Source organism: Streptomyces sp. NPDC050535, from assembly GCF_044457665.1.
Classification (GTDB): Bacteria; Actinomycetota; Actinomycetes; order Streptomycetales; family Streptomycetaceae; genus Streptomyces.
Window position 1 is genome coordinate 1 of record NZ_JBITHE010000007.1, and the last position, 16,949, is coordinate 16,949.

Sequence of the window (16,949 nt, forward strand, 5' to 3'; positions counted from 1 at the left end):
CCTCCGCGTCGACGCCGTCGCCTCCATGCTCTACCTCGACTACTCCCGCGAAGCCGGCCAGTGGACCCCCAACGAACACGGCGGCCGCGAGAACCTCGACGCCGTCGCGTTCCTCCAGGAGATGAACGCCACCGTCTACCGCCGCAACCCCGGCGTCGTCACCATCGCCGAGGAGTCGACAGCCTGGGACGGTGTCACCCGGGCCACCGATCACCTCGGCCCCGGCGGTTTCGGCGGCCTCGGTTTCGGGCTGAAGTGGAACATGGGCTGGATGCACGACTCGCTGGACTACGTGACCCACGAGCCGGTGCACCGCAAGTTCCACCATCACGAGATGACGTTCTCGATGGTGTACGCCTACAGCGAGAACTACGTCCTGCCGATCTCCCACGACGAGGTCGTCCACGGCAAGCGCTCACTCGTCTCCAAGATGCCCGGCGACTGGTGGCAGCAACGCGCCACCCTGCGCGCCTACCTCGCCTTCATGTGGGCCCACCCCGGCAAGCAGCTTCTCTTCATGGGCCAGGAGTTCGCCCAGGGCGCCGAATGGTCCGAGGCCCACGGGCCCGACTGGTGGCTCCTCGACCCCGCCTACGGCGCCGAGCCCGACCACCGTGGCGTCCGCGATCTCGTGCGCGACCTCAACACCACCTACCAGCACGAACCCGCTCTCTGGGAACGCGACACCGACCCGTCCGGCTTCTCCTGGATCACCGGCGACTCCGCCGAGGACAACGTCTTCGCCTTCCTGCGTCGCGCCGCGGACGGCACGCCCCTGCTGGCGGTGTCCCACTTCTCCCCCGTCGTCCGGCACGGGTACCGCATCGGCGTTCCCGATTCCGCCACTGCCTGGCAGGAGATCCTCAACACCGACACCGCCCGCTACGGCGGCAGCGACGTCGCCAACCCGGACCCCGTCAAACCCGAGTCCCACCCCACCCACGGCCAGCCGGCGGGCATCCGCCTGACCTTGCCACCACTGTCAACGATCTGGCTCCGCCCGGCTTGAGAAGTTTTTCGCCCCCTCCGCCCCTGCCCGTCCCGTTCGTCGCGCTGGCGCGCTCGTCCTCAAACGCCGGACGGGCTAGGAATAGCCCCTCCGGCGTTTGAGGAGTGGGGGTTTGGGGGCGGAGCCCCCAAGGGACGGGAATGGGAAGGGGCGGAGGGGGCGAAGAACCCTTCCTACGCCTCCCGCAACCCACCAGGCAGCTCCCCGGCGTGAAGCACCCCCAACGCCTGCGTGGCCCGAGTAAGAGCCACGTACAGATCACTCGTCCCGAACCCCCCGGGTTCGACCACCAGCACGGAGTCGAACTCGAGCCCCTTGGCCTGCCGGGGATCGAGAAGGACCACCGGCCGCGTGAGGTCGGGCGCCTCCCCCGCGGTCACGCCGTCGAGCCGCGCGGCGAGGGACCCGTGGAGCGCGCGCGGCGCGATCACCGCGAGCCGCCCCTCCGCGGGGGCCAGCTCGGCGACGGCCTTGGCGACCGCGCCGGGCAGGTCGTCGGACACGGCGCGCACCCAGGGCCGTACCCCGGTGCTCCGTACGGACCGAGGCGGCTCGAACCCAGGATGCTCGGCCCGCTGGACTCCCGCCGCGAGGTCCATGATCTCGGACGGGGTGCGGTAGTTGACGGCGAGGCGGGTGTGCTCCCAGCGGTCGTCGACGTACGGCGCGAGGATGTCCGCCCAGGACCCGACCCCGCCCGCCTCGGAGGTCTGCGCGGGGTCGCCGACCAGCGTCATCGACCGCGTGGGACTGCGCCGCATCAGCAGCCGCCAGGCCATCGGCGACAACTCCTGGGCCTCGTCCACGATGATGTGCCCGAACGCCCAGGTCCGGTCGCCCGCCGCCCGCTCGGCGGCACTGCGGTGGTCGTCCTCCTCGTGGCGCTCGGCCATCCGCTCGGCGTCGATGATGTTGTGCGCGGAGAGGACCTCGGACTCCTCCTCGCCCATGTCCTCGAACTCGTACGTCCGGGAGGCGTAGGACACGTCCAGCACGCCCTGCGCGTAGGCGACCTGGTTGCGCTTCTCCTGGTCGGCGAGGGCGCGGGCCACCCGGTCGTCCTCGCCCAGCAGTTCGGCGGCCTCGTCGAGGAGCGGTACGTCAGCGATGGTCCACTCCCGGGTGACCTCCCGGCGAACGGCGTCCGCGTCCCCGTCCGGCAGATACCCCTCGGGCTCTGCGAGGAAGTCCGCGACCAGCCGCCTCGGAGTCAGCCGCGGCCACAACTGCTCGATGGCTCCCCAGACTTCGGGGTTCTCGGCCAGTTCGTCCCGGATCTGCGTGATGTCGCTCGCGTCGAGGAGATTCGACCCGTCGAAGGGGTCCGTGCCGATGCGCTCGGCCAGCATGTCGGTGAGCGTGTTGAGGATGTGGCCCTCGAAGTACTCCCGCGCGACGTTGTGCGGCAACTGCGCCTCGCGGGTGCGCTCACGGGCGACCCGGACCAGACCGGCGTCGAGCATGAGGATGTCCCGGTCGTGCTCGATGGCGATGACGGGGTCGGGAAGGCCCTGCCGGTCGCGTACGACGGCGGCGAGCACGTCGGCCATGTCGGCGCGCCCCTTCACGGTGGCCGCCTCGGGTGTGTCGGTGGCGGTCGTCCTCACACCGGGGAACAGTTCCCCCACCGTCGCGAGCAGCACGCCCGTCTCGCCCAGCGAGGGCAGCACCTCGCCGATGTAGCCGAGGAAGGCGGGGTTCGGGCCGACGATCAGGACGGCCCGCTTGGCGAGCAACTCCCGGTACTCGTACAGCAGATAGGCGGCCCGGTGCAGCGCGACGGCCGTCTTGCCGGTGCCGGGGCCGCCCTCGACCACCAGCACTCCCTGGTGGGGCGCGCGGATGATCTGGTCCTGCTCGGCCTGGATGGTCTGCACGATGTCGCTCATCCGGCCGGTGCGCGCCGAGTTGAGGGCGGCGAGGAGCACCGCGTCGCCGCTCGGGTCCTCGTGCCCGGTGCGCTCGCGGTCGCCCAGGTCGAGGATCTCGTCGTGCAGGTCGGTGACCTGCCGGCCGTCGGTGGTGATGTGCCGGCGACGGCGCAGGCCCATCGGGGTGTGCCCGGTGGCCAGGTAGAAGGGGCGGGCGACCGGGGCCCGCCAGTCGATGAGCATCGGGGTGTGCTCGGTGTCGTCGGCGCGGATGCCGATACGGCCGATGTGGTGGCTCAGGCCGGATGTGAGGTCGATCCGGCCGAAGCAGAGCGAACCGTCCACGGCGTTCAGCGCGGCCAGCAGTCCCGAGCGCTCGGCGACGAGCACGTCCCGCTCCAGGCGCGCCTGCATGGGTGTGTTCCCCTGCCCGAGGGCGTCGACGACTGCCGCCTCCGTGTCGCCGCGCAGTGCGTCCACGCGCGCGTACACCCCGTCGATGAATTCCTGCTCGATCCGCAATTCATCGTCGATAAGCCCTGCGGCGGACTCTGCGGCGGACTCTGTTTTCGAGTCTTTGATGGAGTCTTTGATGGATTTCGTGGTGGAGTCGGTGTTTGAGCCCCTGGTTGACAATTCCACTCCCGGCCGGATACACTGTGGCTACTGAACTTCTTCGCGTTTCAATCCTCTTGAAGTCGCGAACCATTAAATATACGCAAGGAAATCCCCCGAGCGCAATTGCGCTCGGGGGATTTCCCGTTGTCGGCCGGGGTTCCGGGACCCGGGTGGCTACAGCACGTCGGACAGCTCCTCCAGGAGCCGCCGCTTGGGCCGGGACCCCACCAGCGACTTCACCGGCTCGCCCCCGCGGAACACCATGAACGTGGGCATCGACAGCACGCCGTACGCGAGCGTGGTCTCCGGGTTGGTGTCCACGTCGAGCTGTACGACCTTGAGCCGCTCCCCCTCCTCGGCGGCGAGGGCGGCCAGCACCGGCGCCATCTGCCGGCACGGCGGGCACCAGTCGGCCGTGAACTCCACCAGCACGGGCAGCTCCGACCCGATCACCTCCGCCTCGAAGTCCCCGTCCGTCACCTCGGCCACACTCGCTGCCTTGATCACCGCGTCCGCCCTCCCAGTTCGCATACGGGTTCCGGGCCGCCCGGAACCTCGGAATCGGCCGCCAGCTCGTCACGCGCCCGCTCCGCCCGGGCCAGCTGCTCGCCGACCGTCGCGCGCACCGCCACCAGCTCGTCGATCACCGCGTCGAGTTCGCCCAGCTTGCGCCGGTAGACCTCCAGTGACGCGGGGCACGAGTCGCCCTCGGGATGCCCGGCCCGCAGACACTCCACGAAGGGCCGCGTCTCCTCCAGGTCGAACCCGAAGTCCTGCAACGTCCTGATCTGCCGCAGCAACCGCAGGTCGGCGTCGTCGTACGTCCGGTACCCGTTCGCACCGCGCCGCGCGGGCAGCAGCCCCCGCGACTCGTAGTACCGCAGGGTCCGCGTGGAGGTCCCGGCCCGCGCCGCCAGCTCGCCGATTCGCATACCGCGACGGTAGTCCTTGACGCCGACGTCAAGGCAAGGACGTATCCGGGAGTCTCAGCCGTGGGCCGGCGGCAGCAGCGGCTTCCGCTCCACCGGTGAGGACAGGACGATCGACGTCGTCGTGCGGCCGAGCGCGGAGGTCTGTTCCAGGACGTCCTCCAGGTGGATGGTGTCCCGGACGGCGACCTTGAGGATCCAGCAGTCCTCGCCGACGACGTGGTGGACCTCGACGACCTCGGGGCGGGCGAGCAGTTCGAGCGTCCTGGGGTGCTTCAGGGTGTAGCCGCCGTGCGGGTCGACGCGGATGAAGGCCTGGATGCCGTAGCCGAGGCGGGGCGGCGAGACATGGGCGCCGTAGCCGGTGATGGCGCCCGTCGACTCCAGCCGGCGGACCCGCTCGGCGACGGCCGCCGGGCTCAGCAGGACACGGCGGCCCAGCTCACTGAGCCTGATCCGGCCGTCGCTCTGCAGCAGCTCCAGGATCTGCCGGTCCAGCGCGTCGAAGGCCGCCGACGTTTCGTTGGCGGCGGCTCGCGGATGCCGTGGTTCCTTCGGTGCCGCGGCCGGATCTCCCATGACTCCCCCTTCAGACCTCAGCGTTGCCTCGGGAGAATTATGGCCATAGAAGTTCGGGAAACGTTTCGGGAGGGGTGCGGTGTGCGCGAGATATGCGTCATCGGCGGAAACCGGTATTTCGGAAAGCGGCTGATTGCCCGGCTGATCGCGGCCGGGGACCGGGTCACCGTCATCAATCGCGGCTCCTCCGCACCGCCTCCGGGGGTAACCCATCTCATTGCCGACCGCGACGACGAGAAGTCCCTGGAGAACGCCCTGGGTTCGCGTGCCTTCGATGTCGTCGTCGACCAGGTCTGCTACACGCCCGGGCAGGCCGAGATCGCGCGGCGCGTCTTCTCGGGCCGCACGCGACGGTACGTCATGACCTCCACCGTCGAGGTGTACGAGTACGAGGACTCGGCGGCACTCGTGCGTGAGGATGCCGTGGACCCTCGCACGGTCGCCGTCGACCTCGAACTCCCCTGGGACGAGCCCGAGTTCCGGGAGACGCACTACGGCGAGGGCAAGCGCCAGGCCGAGGCGGTTCTCGCGGCCGGCGGCCCCGAGTTCGCCTGCGTGGCCGTACGCGTCGCCCATGTCCTGGGCGGAGACGACGACTTCACCGGCCGCCTCGACCACTACGTCGACCGCGTCCGCACCGGCGGACCGATCGCCGTCCCCACCGTGAACCACCCCGCGACGTACATCCACGTCGAGGAGATCGCCGACTTCCTCGCCTGGACGGCGGGCGCCGAATTCACCGGACCGGTGAACGCCGCGTCCCATGGAGTGCTCACCACCGGGGAGTTGTGCGAGGCGGTGGCCGTACACCTTCCGGAGGGCAGGACGGAATTCCGGACCACCGAAGTCGGCGAGGTCTCACCCCTCTCGTTCGCGCGGTCCTACGGCATGGACAACTCGCGTGCCACGAAGCTCGGTTTCACCTTCGGCGAGGCCCGTGAATGGCTGCCGCGAGCCGTGGCCGAGACACTCGGAAAGGACAACTGACATGCGCCAACGCCCCCTCGGAGGTCTCCGCGTCGGCGCGATCGGCCTCGGTGCGATGCCGCTGTCCATCGAGGGCCGCCCGGACGAGGCACGCGCCCTGGCCACCGTGCACGCCGCCCTCGACGCGGGCGTGACGCTCCTGGACACCGCGGACTCCTACCACCTGCCCGGCGAGGAGCCCGGCCACAACGAACGGCTCGTGGCCCGCGCTCTCGCCACCTACGGCGGCGACACGGCCGACGTGCTCGTGGCCACGAAGGGCGGGCGCGGCAGACCGGCCGACGGCGGTTGGACGGTGACGGGTTCGCCGTCCCACCTCAGGTCCGCGGCGGAGGCCTCCCTCAAGCGGCTCGGCGTGGAGGCGATCGGCCTCTACCAGCTCCACAAGCCCGACCCGGCCGTCCCCTTCGAGGACTCGCTCGGCGCCCTGCGCGAACTCCTCGACGAGGGAAAGATCCGCCTCGCCGGAGTCTCCAACACGACCGTCCCCCAGATCCACCGGGCCAGGGCGGTCCTCGGCGACCGCCTGGTCTCTGTCCAGAACCAGTACTCCCCCGCCGTCCGCCACAGCGCCCCCGAGCTCCGCCTCTGCGCCGACCTCGGCATCGCCTTCCTCCCCTGGAGCCCGCTGGCCGGCATCTCCCGCAGCTCCCTGGACGGACCGTCGGAGGCAGGGTCGCCCGACGACCGCTTCGGCGCCTTCCACGAGGTGGCCCGCGCCCACCGGGTGAGCCCTCAACAGGTGTGCCTGGCCTGGCAGTTGGCCGCCTCGCCCACCGTGATCCCCATCCCCGGCGCCAGTCGTCCGGAGAGCGTCCGGGACTCGGCCGGAGCGGCTGACCTGACGCTGGCACCGGACGAACTGGCGAGGCTCGACGGGGCGGCGGCGGGACGCTGACACGGAGCGCCGGTGGAGCCCTCGTGGAGGCCGCGCCACAGGTGACGGCGGGCGGGCAGAATGGCGCGTATGACCACCATGGCCGGCCTCAGCCGCGCGGATGTGAACCGGCGCCGGATCCTGGACGTCGCGCTCGGCGAGCTGCTGCGGGATCCCGACGCGTCCATGGACCAGATCGCGCGGGCCGCGGGCGTCGTACGGCGGACGGTGTACGGGCATTTCCCGAGCCGTGAGGCGCTGATCTGTACGTTGTTCGACGGTGCGGTGGACGCGGTGCGGGCCGTGCACTCGGCGAGCCGGGAGGGTGTCGAGGATCCGGCGGAGTCGCTGGCGCGCTCGACGCTGGCCGTGTGGGAGATAGCCGACCGCTACCGGCTGCTGATCGCGCTCGCCCAGCGCGATGTCACGCCCCGGGGTATCCGCGACCGCCTCACCCCCGTCCGCGAGGCATGTGCGGAGGTGCTCCGACACGGCCTGGAACAGGGTGTGTTCGCGTCCCCGCTGCCCGCGCCGGTGCTCGCCCACGTACACGAACACATGCTCTTCGCCCTCATGGAGGCGGTGAACGACGGACTGCTGGCAGCGGAGGAGGCGGGCCGCTCCGCCGCGGTCACGATGCTGACCGCGGCGGGCGTACCCGCCTCACGGGCCACCGAGCTGGTGGCCGGACTGAGCGACTGAGGTCACGGCTTCGGCCGGTGCGCGGGCGCCCCGTTCAGGAGGGCACCCGCGACGACTACGCCTTGGCCAGTTCCTTCTCGCCGCCCTGCTCCGGGACCTCCGTGTCGGCCGGAGTCCCGGCGTCCTCGTCGTCGTCCAGCAGGGTCTTCTCGTCGAACGGCAGCTCACCGGCGAGGACGCGGTGCACGCGGTCCGTGTCGATCTCCTTGGTCCAGGTGCCGATCAGGACGGTGGCGACCGCGTTGCCGGCGAAGTTCGTCAGGGCGCGCGCCTCGCTCATGAAGCGGTCGATGCCGACGATGAGGCCTACGCCGTCCACCAGAGCGGGCTTGTGCGACTGGAGACCGCCGGCCAGCGTGGCGAGGCCTGCGCCGCTGACGCCCGCCGCACCCTTCGAGGCGACCAAGAGGAAGAGCAGCAGCGGGATCTGCTCCCCGAGCGACATCGGGGTGCCCAGGGCGTCCGCGATGTAGAGAGAGGCCATGGTCATGTAGATCATGGTGCCGTCGAGGTTGAAGGAGTAGCCGGTCGGGACGGTGATGCCGACCACCGGCTTGCTCACGCCCATGTGCTCCATCTTCGCGATGAGCCGCGGAAGAGCGGACTCGGAGGAGGAGGTGGACAGGATGAGCAGGAACTCACGGCCCAGGTACTTGAAGAACGTGAGGATGTTCAGGCCCGTGATGACGCGCAGCATCGTGCCGAGCACGACGAAGACGAAGAGGAAGCAGGTCACGTAGAAGCCGAGCATCAGGACGGCGAGGCTCTTGAGCGCGTCGACTCCGGCGGAACCGGTGACGGCCGCGATGGCGCCGAAGGCACCGAGCGGGGCCGCCCACATCACCATGGCGAGGATGCGGAAGACGAGCCGCTGGATGTGCTCGATCCCGCGCAGGACGGGCTGTCCGGCCGATCCCATGGCCTGGAGCGCGAACCCGGCGAGCAGCGCCACCAGGAGGGTCTGGAGGACCTGGCCCTCCGTGAACGCGGAGATCATCGTGGTCGGGATGATCGACAGCACGAACTCGACCGGCGGCAGCGCCTCGGCCGACACCTGCCCCTGACCGGCTTCCTTGACCGCGTCGGTCACCTGGAGGCCCGTGCCCGGGTCCAGGATGTTGCCGACGACCAGACCGATGGTGAGCGCCACCAGCGACATGACCAGGAAGTATCCGAGCGCGATACCGCCGACGGCGCCGACCTTCGCGGCCTTCCGTACCGAGCCGATGCCCAGCACGATCGTGCAGAAGATGATGGGGGAGATCATCATCTTGATCAGGTTCACGAAGCCGGTGCCGATGGGTTTCAGCTCGACCGCGAAGTCGGGAGCGAGCAGACCGACGGCGATACCGAGGATCACGGCGCCGATCACGGCGATGTAGAGATAGTGGGTGCGGTCCCGCTTGGCGGCGGGTGCGGCAGGTGCGGTTTGCGGGGTGCTGGCCACGGCTGCCCTCCTTGACGACGTCGTCGGCATCATCCGGCGTGCGGCTCACGACCGGCGGACCCCGGTGTGCGGCTCACGACCGGGGATCCGGAAGTCGCGCCTCCAGGCATCCGGGAAGGCGGATTCCCGGCGGATCCGGGAAGCGGGCTCCCGGACTGTCCGGGAGGCGCACTCCCAGGGGATGCGGTGACTATCTCCCGCCCTGTGAGGGCGGTCACCCTTCCGTTCATTTAGTTCACGCTTATACGGGGAGGGAGACTGTTGGACATGCGCTTCCCCCGCGTCCCCAAACCCCGCAGCCTCGCCGGTCAGCTCTTCGGCATGCAGGCCGTGCTGATCGCGGTGCTCGTCGCCGGGTACGCGGTCTTCACGTACGTCAGCGACCGCAGCCAGGCGGAGGAGGCCGCGGGCCGTCAGGCGATGGCCGTGGCGGGCGCGGTCGCGGACGCGCCCTCGGTGCACGACGCGATCCGCACGGCGAACCCGACGAAGCCCCTCCAGCCGTACGCCCTCCAGGTGCAGCGGGACACCGACGTCGACTTCGTCACGATCATGGACCCGCAGGGCATCCGCTGGACGCACCCCGACGAGACGCTGATAGGCAAGCACTTCCTCGGCCACATCGGCCCCGCCCTGAAGGGCGAGTCCTTCACCGAGACGTACACCGGCACCCTCGGCCCCTCCGTCCGCGCGGTCACCCCGATCCGGGACGACGGCAGGATCGTCGGCCTGGTCAGCGCGGGCATCAAGGTCGAGGCGATCACCGCCCGCGTGCAGGATCAGGTGACGGCGCTCATCGGGGTCGCGGCGGGCGCGCTGGCCCTGGGCGGACTCGGCACGTACGTCATCAACGCGCGGCTGCGCCGTTCCACGCACGGGATGAACGCGGCCGAGCTGAGCCACATGCACGACTACCACCAGGCCGCGCTGCACGCCGTACGCGAGGGTCTGCTGATGCTGGACGGGCAGTTCAAGGTGGCGCTGATCAATGACGGCGGGCGGGAGCTGCTCGGGGTGAGCGGCGATGTGGTCGGCCGTTCCGTGGCCGACCTCGGACTGCCCGCACCGCTGACGGGCGCGCTCCTCTCGGCGGAGCCGCGAGTGGACGAGGTGCATCTGACCGCACGGCGGGTCCTGGTGGTGAACACCTCCCCGGTCTCCGGCGGCGAGCGCCGCGGCACCGTCGTGACCCTGCGCGACGTGACCGAACTCCAGTCGCTTATGGGCGAGTTGGACTCGGAGCGCGGCTTCACCCTGGCGCTGCGCTCCCAGGCGCACGAGGCCGCCAACCGGCTGCACACCGTGGTGTCCCTCATCGAGCTGGACCGCGCCGAGGAGGCCGTCGACTTCGCCACGGCGGAACTGGAGCTGGCCCAGACGCTCACCGACCAGGTGGTCGCGGCCGTCAGCGAGCCGGTGCTCGCCGCCCTGCTCCTGGGCAAGGCGGCGCAGGCCAACGAGCGGGGTGTGGAGCTGGTGGTGTCCCAGGACAGCGCCATCGACGACGGTCTGCTGCCGGACTCGCTGTCCGCCCGTGACCTGGTCACGGTCCTGGGGAACCTGATCGACAACGCGGTGGACGCGGCGCAGGGGACGGTGGGCGCGCGGGTCACGGTGACGGCGTTCACGGACGCCGACGGGCTGGTGCTGCGGGTCGCCGACACGGGCTCGGGGATCGCTCCCGCGCACGCCGAGGCGGTGTTCCAGCGCGGCTGGACGACCAAGCCGTCGGGGCCCGGCGGCCGGGGCCTGGGACTGGCTCTCGTACGGCAGGCGGTGGGCAGGCACGACGGCACGCTGACGGTGACGGAGGCCGCAGGCGGCGGGGCGGAGTTCGAGGCACGGCTGCCGTTGCCTACGGTGTCCTCGGCACCGAGGACCGCGGCGCCCGAGCCCGGGGCGTCCGCCACGGAGTCCGGGGCCGGGGCGGATGCCACGCCGGCCCGACCGCGGGACGACCGGCCCGAGCCGGCCCAGCACGCCTTGCCTGGAGGCGACGTATGACGACCGACCCCATCCGCGTACTCGTCGTCGAGGACGACCCGGTCGCAGCCGACGCGCACGTCATGTACGTCGGCCGCGTGCCCGGTTTCACGGCCGTCGGCAAGGCGCACACGGGCGCGGAGGCGCGGCGCGCGCTGGACCGTACGCCGGTCGACCTGCTGCTTCTCGACCTGCACCTGCCGGACGTGCACGGCCTGCAACTCGCCCGTTCCCTGCGCGCGGCGGGCTATCACGCGGACGTGATAGCGGTGACGTCGGCGAGGGATCTGGCGGTCGTACGCGAGGGGGTCTCGCTCGGGGTCGTGCAGTACGTCCTGAAGCCCTTCACCTTCGCCACCCTGCGCGACCGTCTCGTCCGGTACGCCGAGTTCCACGCGGCGGCGGGCGAGGCGAGCGGCCAGGACGAGGTGGACCGCGCCCTCGCCACCCTGCGCGCACCGGGCCCGGCCGCGTTGCCCAAGGGGCTGAGCGCCCCGACCCTCGAAAGCGTCACCGTCGCCCTCCGGGACTGCGCCGGCGGTCTGACGGCGGCCGGGGTCGGAGAACTGGTCGGCATCTCCCGGATCACGGCCCGGCGCTACCTCGAACACCTGGTGGAGTCGGGGCGGGCGGCCCGGGCTCCGCAGTACGGGCAGGTGGGGCGGCCGGAGTTGCAGTACCGGTGGGTGAAGGGCTGAGGTCCCGGAGGCCGCCGCCGGTTCAGACGGCCGTGTAGGCGCCGTCGACGAGGTGGTAGCTGCCGTGCACGAACGAGGCGCGCTCGGAGAGCAGGAACGCGATCAGCTCGGCGACCTCCTCGGGACGGCCGAGGCGGCCGGCCGGGTGCAGGCCGACGAGACCGTCGTACTGGGCCCTGTCCATCTCGCGCAGCAGCGGGGTGTCGATGAAGCCGGGGCCGACCGCGTTGATCCGGATGCCCTTCGCGGCGTACTCGGCTGCGGCGGTCTTGGTCAGGCCCACCACACCGTGCTTCGCGGCGACGTAGGCGGACGATCCGGCGGAGCCGACCGAGCCGAGGATGGAGGCGACGTTCACGATGGCGCCGCCCGCGTCCGCCGCCTCGATGGCGGGGAGTTCGTAGCGCAGCGAGTGGAAGACGCCGTCGAGGTTGGTGCGGACGACACGGTTGTAGGCGTCGAGGTCGTACTCGCCGGTGGGGACGACCGGGCCGCCCACGCCCGCGTTGTTCACGGCGAGGTGCAGGCCGCCGAAGGTGTCGACGGCGAACCGCACGGCCGCCTCGACGGATTCGGGGCGCGTCACGTCCACGGCGACCGCGGCGGCGAGGATGCCCTCCGCCTGGAGTTCGGCGGCGGCCTTGTCGGCGCCCTCGGCGTTGTGGTCGGCGATCACGACGTTGGCACCGCCGGCGCCGAGGCGGCGGGCGGTGGCCAGGCCGATGCCGGAGGCGGCGCCGGTGACGAGGGCGGTGCGGCCGGAGAACTCGGTGGAGTAGTCGGTGACGGGGGATGCGGGGGTGCTGGTGGCCATGGTGCTGATCACTTCCTGGTTGTGCTGGATTCCGTGTGGGAGGCCGCGAGTGCCGCCTCTCCCAGCAGGGCGTCGTACGCCTGCTCCACGAGGGAGGCGAGGTCCGCTCCGGCGTCCGGGGCGGGGTCGCGGGCGGGCGTGCCGCGCGCCCAGATCCGCAGGGCGGCACTGAGCACACCGGCCGCGGCGTCGACGACGACGGCCGGGCGCATGCCCCCGGCGTCGCCTTCTTCGAGGGCGAGCCGGTCGGCGATGATCCGGACCGAGTTCTCCTGGGCGTCGACCCGGATGCGCTCGTACGCGGCGAACAGCGCGGGTTCGGTGTCCACGAGAGCGAGCAACCGCCGCATGCGCGGGCGCAGATGGGTGGCGGGGTTCTCCCGGTCGGCGAGCCAGTCGCCGACAGCCCTGCGGTAGGCGAGGAGCGGGGGTTCGTCCCCGGGCCGGTCCCGCAGCATGGCGTTGATGCGGTCCCCGTCCTCGCGGACGAAGTCGAGGGCCGCGTCCTCCTTGCCCACGAAGTAGCGGCTGAAGGTGCGGCGGGTGACGTCGGCACGCTCCGCGATCGCGGCGACGGTGACGGCTTCGAGGCCGCTCTCCAGGATCAGGTCGAGAGCGGCTGCCGCCAGCGCGTTCCGCGTCTGCCGCGCCTTGCGCTGCCTGCGGTCTTCGACGTTCATACTCTCGACGGTACACCCGCAGATGTCCCAGTGAGACATGATGCCCACTGAGACTTGTGTCCCATCGGGACGTCACGGATTGTGTATAGCCCTCGCACAGCCGCAGGCCCGCCGCGAAGGCCACGAAGGCCACGAGGGCCACGAGGGCGTACGACGGCAAGCGACTGCGGCAGGGCTCCCGCTCGAGGCCCGGCTACGGCACCCGGTCGGGAGCGGCACCCCATGGGGCGGATTCACCGCGGCGGCCGAAAGTCGCGCACAAGGCACGACCCGCACACCGGGCTCCACGGCGCCAACGCCCCGGCGGTGACGCCCTGTTCGGGCACGGTGAAGTCTCCTCTTCGCACCGGCTGCGGCAAGACGCTGCAAGGTCATTGACCCGGCATACTCCCGCCTCTTACGTTCACCGGGCAGACAATCCCGGCCACCAACGACGTCGGCCCGCAGGAGGTCCTGCCCGTGCGCCCCACCGCCGCCCCACTTCTCCTCGTCACCCTGCTCACCGCCACCACGCTCACCGCATGCGGATCGGGATCCGGAAGTGATCCGGACACCGTGAAGGTCTCGTTCAAGCAGTCCACCGACAACTCCGTCAAGGTGATGGACACCTACCTGGGCGAGATGAAGAAGCAGTTCGAGAAGGCGAACCCGGGAAAGAAGGTCGAACTCGTCCCGATCAAGGCCCCGGACTCCGAGTACTACACGAAGCTCCAGCAGATGCTTCGGTCCCCGAAGACGGCTCCCGACCTGGTCTACGAGGACACCTTCCTCATCAACTCGGACATCACCAGCGGCTACTTGAAGCCGCTCGACAGCTACCTCGCCAAGTGGGCGGACTGGAACCAGTTCATCGACACGGCCAAGACGGCGGCCAAGGCGCAGGACGGCAAGACGTACGGCGTTCCGGACGGGACGGACACCCGGGGTCTCTGGTTCGACAGGGCGATCTTCAAGCAGGCGGGTCTGCCGCAGGACTGGCAGCCGAAGACCTGGGACGAGGTCCTCGACGCGGCCCGTGCGATCAAGGAGAAGGTCCCCGGCGTCACGCCCCTGAACATCTACACGGGCAAGCCCGCCGGTGAGGCCGCGACGATGCAGGGCTTCGAGATGCTGCTGTACGGCACGGGGGACGGTTCCACGGACCCCCTGTACGACACCGCGTCCAAGAAGTGGATCACCGGCAGCCAGGCCTTCAAGGACTCCCTCGGCTTCGTGGAGACGGTGTTCAAGGAGAAGCTGGGCCCGGAGGTCTCCGACGCCCTCGACCCCAACATCGCGACGACGGTCCGCGGCGAGCTGCTGCCCGAGGGCAAGCTCGGCATCAACCTCGACGGGAGCTGGCTCCCGCAGGACTGGCTGGAGGGCGCCGGCCACTCCTGGCCCGAGTGGTCCGAGAAACTGGGGCTCGCGTCCATGCCGACGCAGAACGGCCAGGCCCCCGGCAAGGTGAGCATGTCCGGCGGCTGGACCTGGGCCGTCCCGGCCAAGGCGTCCAACCCGGACCTCGCCTTCAAGTTCATCGAGACGATGCAGACCAAGGCGAACGCCCAGAAGTGGTACATCGCCAACTCCGGTATCGCGGTACGGAAGGACGTCGCCGCCGACCCCGCGTACGTGGAGGCGCAGCCCGGCATCAAGTTCTTCACGGATCTGGTCGCCAGCACGCACTACCGGCCCGCGTACCCGGCGTACCCGAAGGTCTCGACCGCCATCCAGGAGGCCATGGAGGGCGTGACGACGGGCGACAACTCGGTCGACAAGGCCGCGAGCGGGTACGACGAGGAGTTGAAGACGGCCACCGACGACCAAGTGATCACCAAGTGAGCGTCGGTACGCGGGCGGCGCCCACGGTCCGCACCCCGGGCCCGAAGGCCGCCGCCCCCCGCCGGGGAAGCCTCCGTCGTTCCCTGCTGCGGGCCCTCCCCGTCTCCCCCGCCGTCATCCTGCTGCTCCTCTTCCTCGCGGGCCCGATCGGCTACTGCGGGTACATCGCCTTCACGGACCTGCAGTTGACGGGTCAGGCGTACTCGTCGTTCGTCGGCTTCGACAACTTCCGGGCGGCGTTCCGGGACGAGGCCTTCCTCAACGCGGTCTGGCTGACGCTGGTGTTCACGGTGCTGTCGTCGCTGGTCGGGCAAAACACGCTGGGGCTGGCGCTGGCCGCGCTGATGCAGCGGGCGTCGAAGCCGGTGCGGACGGTGGTGGGCGGGATCGTCGTCACGGCGTGGGTGCTGCCCGAGGTGGTCGCGGGGTTCCTGCTGTACGCCTTCTTCCGGCGCGAGGGCACCCTGAACGCGGTCCTCGACTGGCTCCATCTCCCGTCCCAGAACTGGCTGTTCACGCTGCCGATCCTGGCGGTCTCGTTCGCGAACGTGTGGCGCGGGACGGCTTTCTCGATGCTCGTCTACTCTGCCGCGCTGAACGAGATCCCGAAGGAGATCACGGAGGCGGCGGAGGTCGACGGGGCGGGTGGCTGGCGGCGGATGTGGCACATCACGCTGCCGATGATCCGCCGGTCGATCGGCACAAACCTCATGCTCAACACCCTTCAGACGCTCTCGGTGTTCGGGCTGATCTGGGTGATGACCCGCGGCGGGCCGAGCGGCAAGAGCCAGACCCTGCCGCTGTTCATGTACGAGCAGGCCTTCCAGAAGAGCATGATCGGGTACGGGACGGCGGTGGCGTTGCTGCTCCTGGTGGTCGGCTCGCTGTTCTCGGTCGTGTACATGCGCCTGCTGCGGACGGAGGTCTGAGATGGCGGTCCCCGCGGTTCGCACAACCGCCCGTACGACCGCTCGTACGCCCCTCAGGTCCCGGCGCCGCTCCACCCGGCGGCTGGCGGCGGACGCCGGACTCCTCGTGCTGGCCGCCGCGTTCGCGCTGCCGCTGGTCTGGGTGGTCCTGTCCGCGCTCGATCCGCACGCGGGTCTGCGAGTTCAGCTTCCGGACAGTCTCACGCTGGACAACTTCGACGCGGTCCTCGAACCGGACATCACCTTCACGCCGCTGCTCAACAGCCTGATCCTGTGCGGCGGCGGCACCCTGCTGACGGTGGTGTGCTCGACGCTGGCGGCGTACCCGCTGTCGCGTTTCCGGTCGCGGCTGAACCGGCCGTTCCTGCTGACCATCCTGTTCGCGACGAGCCTGCCGATCACGGCGATCATGGTGCCGGTGTACGCGCTGTTCGTCCAGGTGAACCTGATCGACACCATGCAGGGCACGATCTTCTTCTTCGCCGCCTCCCAACTCCCCTTCGCCATCTGGCTGATGAAGAACTTCATGGACGGCGTACCGAAGGAACTGGAGGAGGCGGCCTGGACGGACGGCGCGTCCTCGCTCCAGTCACTCGTCCGGATCGTGCTCCCCCTGATGGGGCCGGGAGTGGCCGTGGTGACGGTCTTCTCGTTCGTGATGATGTGGGGCAACTTCTTCGTCCCGTTCATGCTCCTGCTGACCCCCGACCAGATGCCCGCGTCGGTGAGCATCAACGACTTCTTCGGCAACCGAGGCACCGTCGTCTACGGCCAGTTGGCCGCGTTCTCGATCATCTACTCGACGCCGGTGATCCTGCTGTACGTCCTGGTGGCCCGGCGGGTGGGCGGGGGGTTCGCACTGGGCGGGGCGGTCAAGGGGTGAGTGCGGGGCGTGTATCGCGCCTCCGTCCCGGACAACACGAAGCGGTGTGGGCCGGCCCCCGAGGGGGGCGGCCCACACCGCGTACCCGTGGCGGCCGAGCACATGTCAGACGGGCGGGG

The 16,949-nt window shown here is 70.3% G+C and carries 16 protein-coding genes; 9 read left to right on the forward strand and 7 right to left on the reverse strand.

Annotated features, from left to right (window positions below; translation table 11 throughout):
* A partial coding sequence (gene glgB, locus ACIBLC_RS17430) for a 1,4-alpha-glucan branching enzyme (protein ID WP_399211825.1) occupies positions 1–1,009 on the forward strand: 1,009 nt, incomplete at its 5' end.
* A 173-nt stretch (positions 1,010–1,182) separates the two neighbouring features.
* On the opposite strand, the gene ACIBLC_RS17435 is transcribed toward glgB, so the two are convergent.
* From ACIBLC_RS17435 to ACIBLC_RS17450, 4 genes are all read right to left on the reverse strand, one after another.
* Positions 1,183–3,402: a HelD family protein gene (locus ACIBLC_RS17435; protein ID WP_399211826.1), complete on the reverse strand. Its 2,220-nt coding sequence runs from the start codon at positions 3,400–3,402 to the stop codon at positions 1,183–1,185.
* A 270-nt stretch (positions 3,403–3,672) separates the two neighbouring features.
* Positions 3,673–3,987 (reverse strand): thioredoxin family protein, encoded by a 315-nt coding sequence (locus tag ACIBLC_RS17440; RefSeq protein ID WP_399212186.1) that lies wholly within the window; start codon positions 3,985–3,987, stop codon positions 3,673–3,675.
* A gap of 14 nt (positions 3,988–4,001) precedes the next feature.
* Complete coding sequence (locus tag ACIBLC_RS17445) at positions 4,002–4,430, reverse strand: MerR family transcriptional regulator (protein ID WP_399211827.1); 429 nt, start codon at positions 4,428–4,430, stop codon at positions 4,002–4,004.
* 54 nt (positions 4,431–4,484) lie between these two features.
* On the reverse strand, positions 4,485–5,006 hold the full coding sequence (locus tag ACIBLC_RS17450) for an Lrp/AsnC family transcriptional regulator (RefSeq protein WP_399211828.1): 522 nt from the start codon (positions 5,004–5,006) through the stop codon (positions 4,485–4,487).
* Between the two features lie 39 nt (positions 5,007–5,045).
* Between ACIBLC_RS17450 and ACIBLC_RS17455 the strand changes: the two genes are divergently transcribed.
* From ACIBLC_RS17455 to ACIBLC_RS17465, 3 genes are read left to right on the forward strand one after another with little or no spacing between them, the layout of a single operon-like run.
* A complete protein-coding gene (locus ACIBLC_RS17455) occupies positions 5,046–5,993 on the forward strand; it encodes an NAD-dependent epimerase/dehydratase family protein (RefSeq protein WP_399211829.1) in 948 nt (315 codons plus the stop codon).
* Between the two features lies 1 nt (position 5,994).
* Positions 5,995–6,891, forward strand: coding sequence for an aldo/keto reductase (locus ACIBLC_RS17460; protein ID WP_399211830.1), 897 nt, complete (start codon positions 5,995–5,997; stop codon positions 6,889–6,891).
* A gap of 60 nt (positions 6,892–6,951) precedes the next feature.
* On the forward strand, positions 6,952–7,572 hold the full coding sequence (locus ACIBLC_RS17465; RefSeq protein ID WP_399211831.1) for a TetR/AcrR family transcriptional regulator: 621 nt from the start codon (positions 6,952–6,954) through the stop codon (positions 7,570–7,572).
* A gap of 55 nt (positions 7,573–7,627) precedes the next feature.
* Here the strand turns inward: ACIBLC_RS17465 and ACIBLC_RS17470 are convergent, their stop codons facing one another.
* On the reverse strand, positions 7,628–9,049 hold the full coding sequence (locus tag ACIBLC_RS17470) for a cation:dicarboxylate symporter family transporter (RefSeq protein WP_399212187.1): 1,422 nt from the start codon (positions 9,047–9,049) through the stop codon (positions 7,628–7,630).
* A 237-nt stretch (positions 9,050–9,286) separates the two neighbouring features.
* On the opposite strand from ACIBLC_RS17470, the gene ACIBLC_RS17475 reads away from it, so the two are divergent.
* Together ACIBLC_RS17475 and ACIBLC_RS17480 are read left to right on the forward strand one after the other, a co-directional pair.
* Positions 9,287–11,023, forward strand: coding sequence for an ATP-binding protein (locus ACIBLC_RS17475; protein WP_399211832.1), 1,737 nt, complete (start codon positions 9,287–9,289; stop codon positions 11,021–11,023).
* The gene (locus ACIBLC_RS17480) at positions 11,020–11,700 is read left to right on the forward strand and encodes a response regulator (protein ID WP_399211833.1); all 681 of its coding nucleotides are present in this window, start codon (positions 11,020–11,022) and stop codon (positions 11,698–11,700) included. Before ACIBLC_RS17475 ends, ACIBLC_RS17480 begins: the two co-directional genes overlap by 4 nt.
* A gap of 22 nt (positions 11,701–11,722) precedes the next feature.
* Here ACIBLC_RS17480 and ACIBLC_RS17485 read toward each other — a convergent pair whose 3' ends face one another.
* The gene (locus tag ACIBLC_RS17485) at positions 11,723–12,514 is read right to left on the reverse strand and encodes an SDR family NAD(P)-dependent oxidoreductase (RefSeq protein WP_399211834.1); all 792 of its coding nucleotides are present in this window, start codon (positions 12,512–12,514) and stop codon (positions 11,723–11,725) included.
* A gap of 8 nt (positions 12,515–12,522) precedes the next feature.
* Entirely contained in the window at positions 12,523–13,194 is a 672-nt protein-coding gene (locus tag ACIBLC_RS17490) for a TetR family transcriptional regulator (RefSeq protein ID WP_399211835.1), read from the reverse strand.
* Positions 13,195–13,647: 453 nt separating this feature from the next.
* Here ACIBLC_RS17490 and ACIBLC_RS17495 point away from each other — a divergent pair, with 453 nt between their 5' ends.
* Genes ACIBLC_RS17495 through ACIBLC_RS17505 form a run of 3 tightly spaced genes read left to right on the forward strand, consistent with a single transcriptional unit; the run spans position 13,648 to position 16,830 of the window.
* A complete protein-coding gene (locus ACIBLC_RS17495; protein ID WP_399212188.1) occupies positions 13,648–15,018 on the forward strand; it encodes an extracellular solute-binding protein in 1,371 nt (456 codons plus the stop codon).
* Positions 15,015–15,947 (forward strand): carbohydrate ABC transporter permease, encoded by a 933-nt coding sequence (locus tag ACIBLC_RS17500; RefSeq protein WP_399211836.1) that lies wholly within the window; start codon positions 15,015–15,017, stop codon positions 15,945–15,947. The genes ACIBLC_RS17495 and ACIBLC_RS17500 overlap by 4 nt, the downstream gene beginning before the upstream one ends.
* Before the next feature lies 1 nt (position 15,948).
* A complete protein-coding gene (locus tag ACIBLC_RS17505) occupies positions 15,949–16,830 on the forward strand; it encodes a carbohydrate ABC transporter permease (RefSeq protein ID WP_399211837.1) in 882 nt (293 codons plus the stop codon).
* Positions 16,831–16,949: the final 119 nt, after the last annotated feature.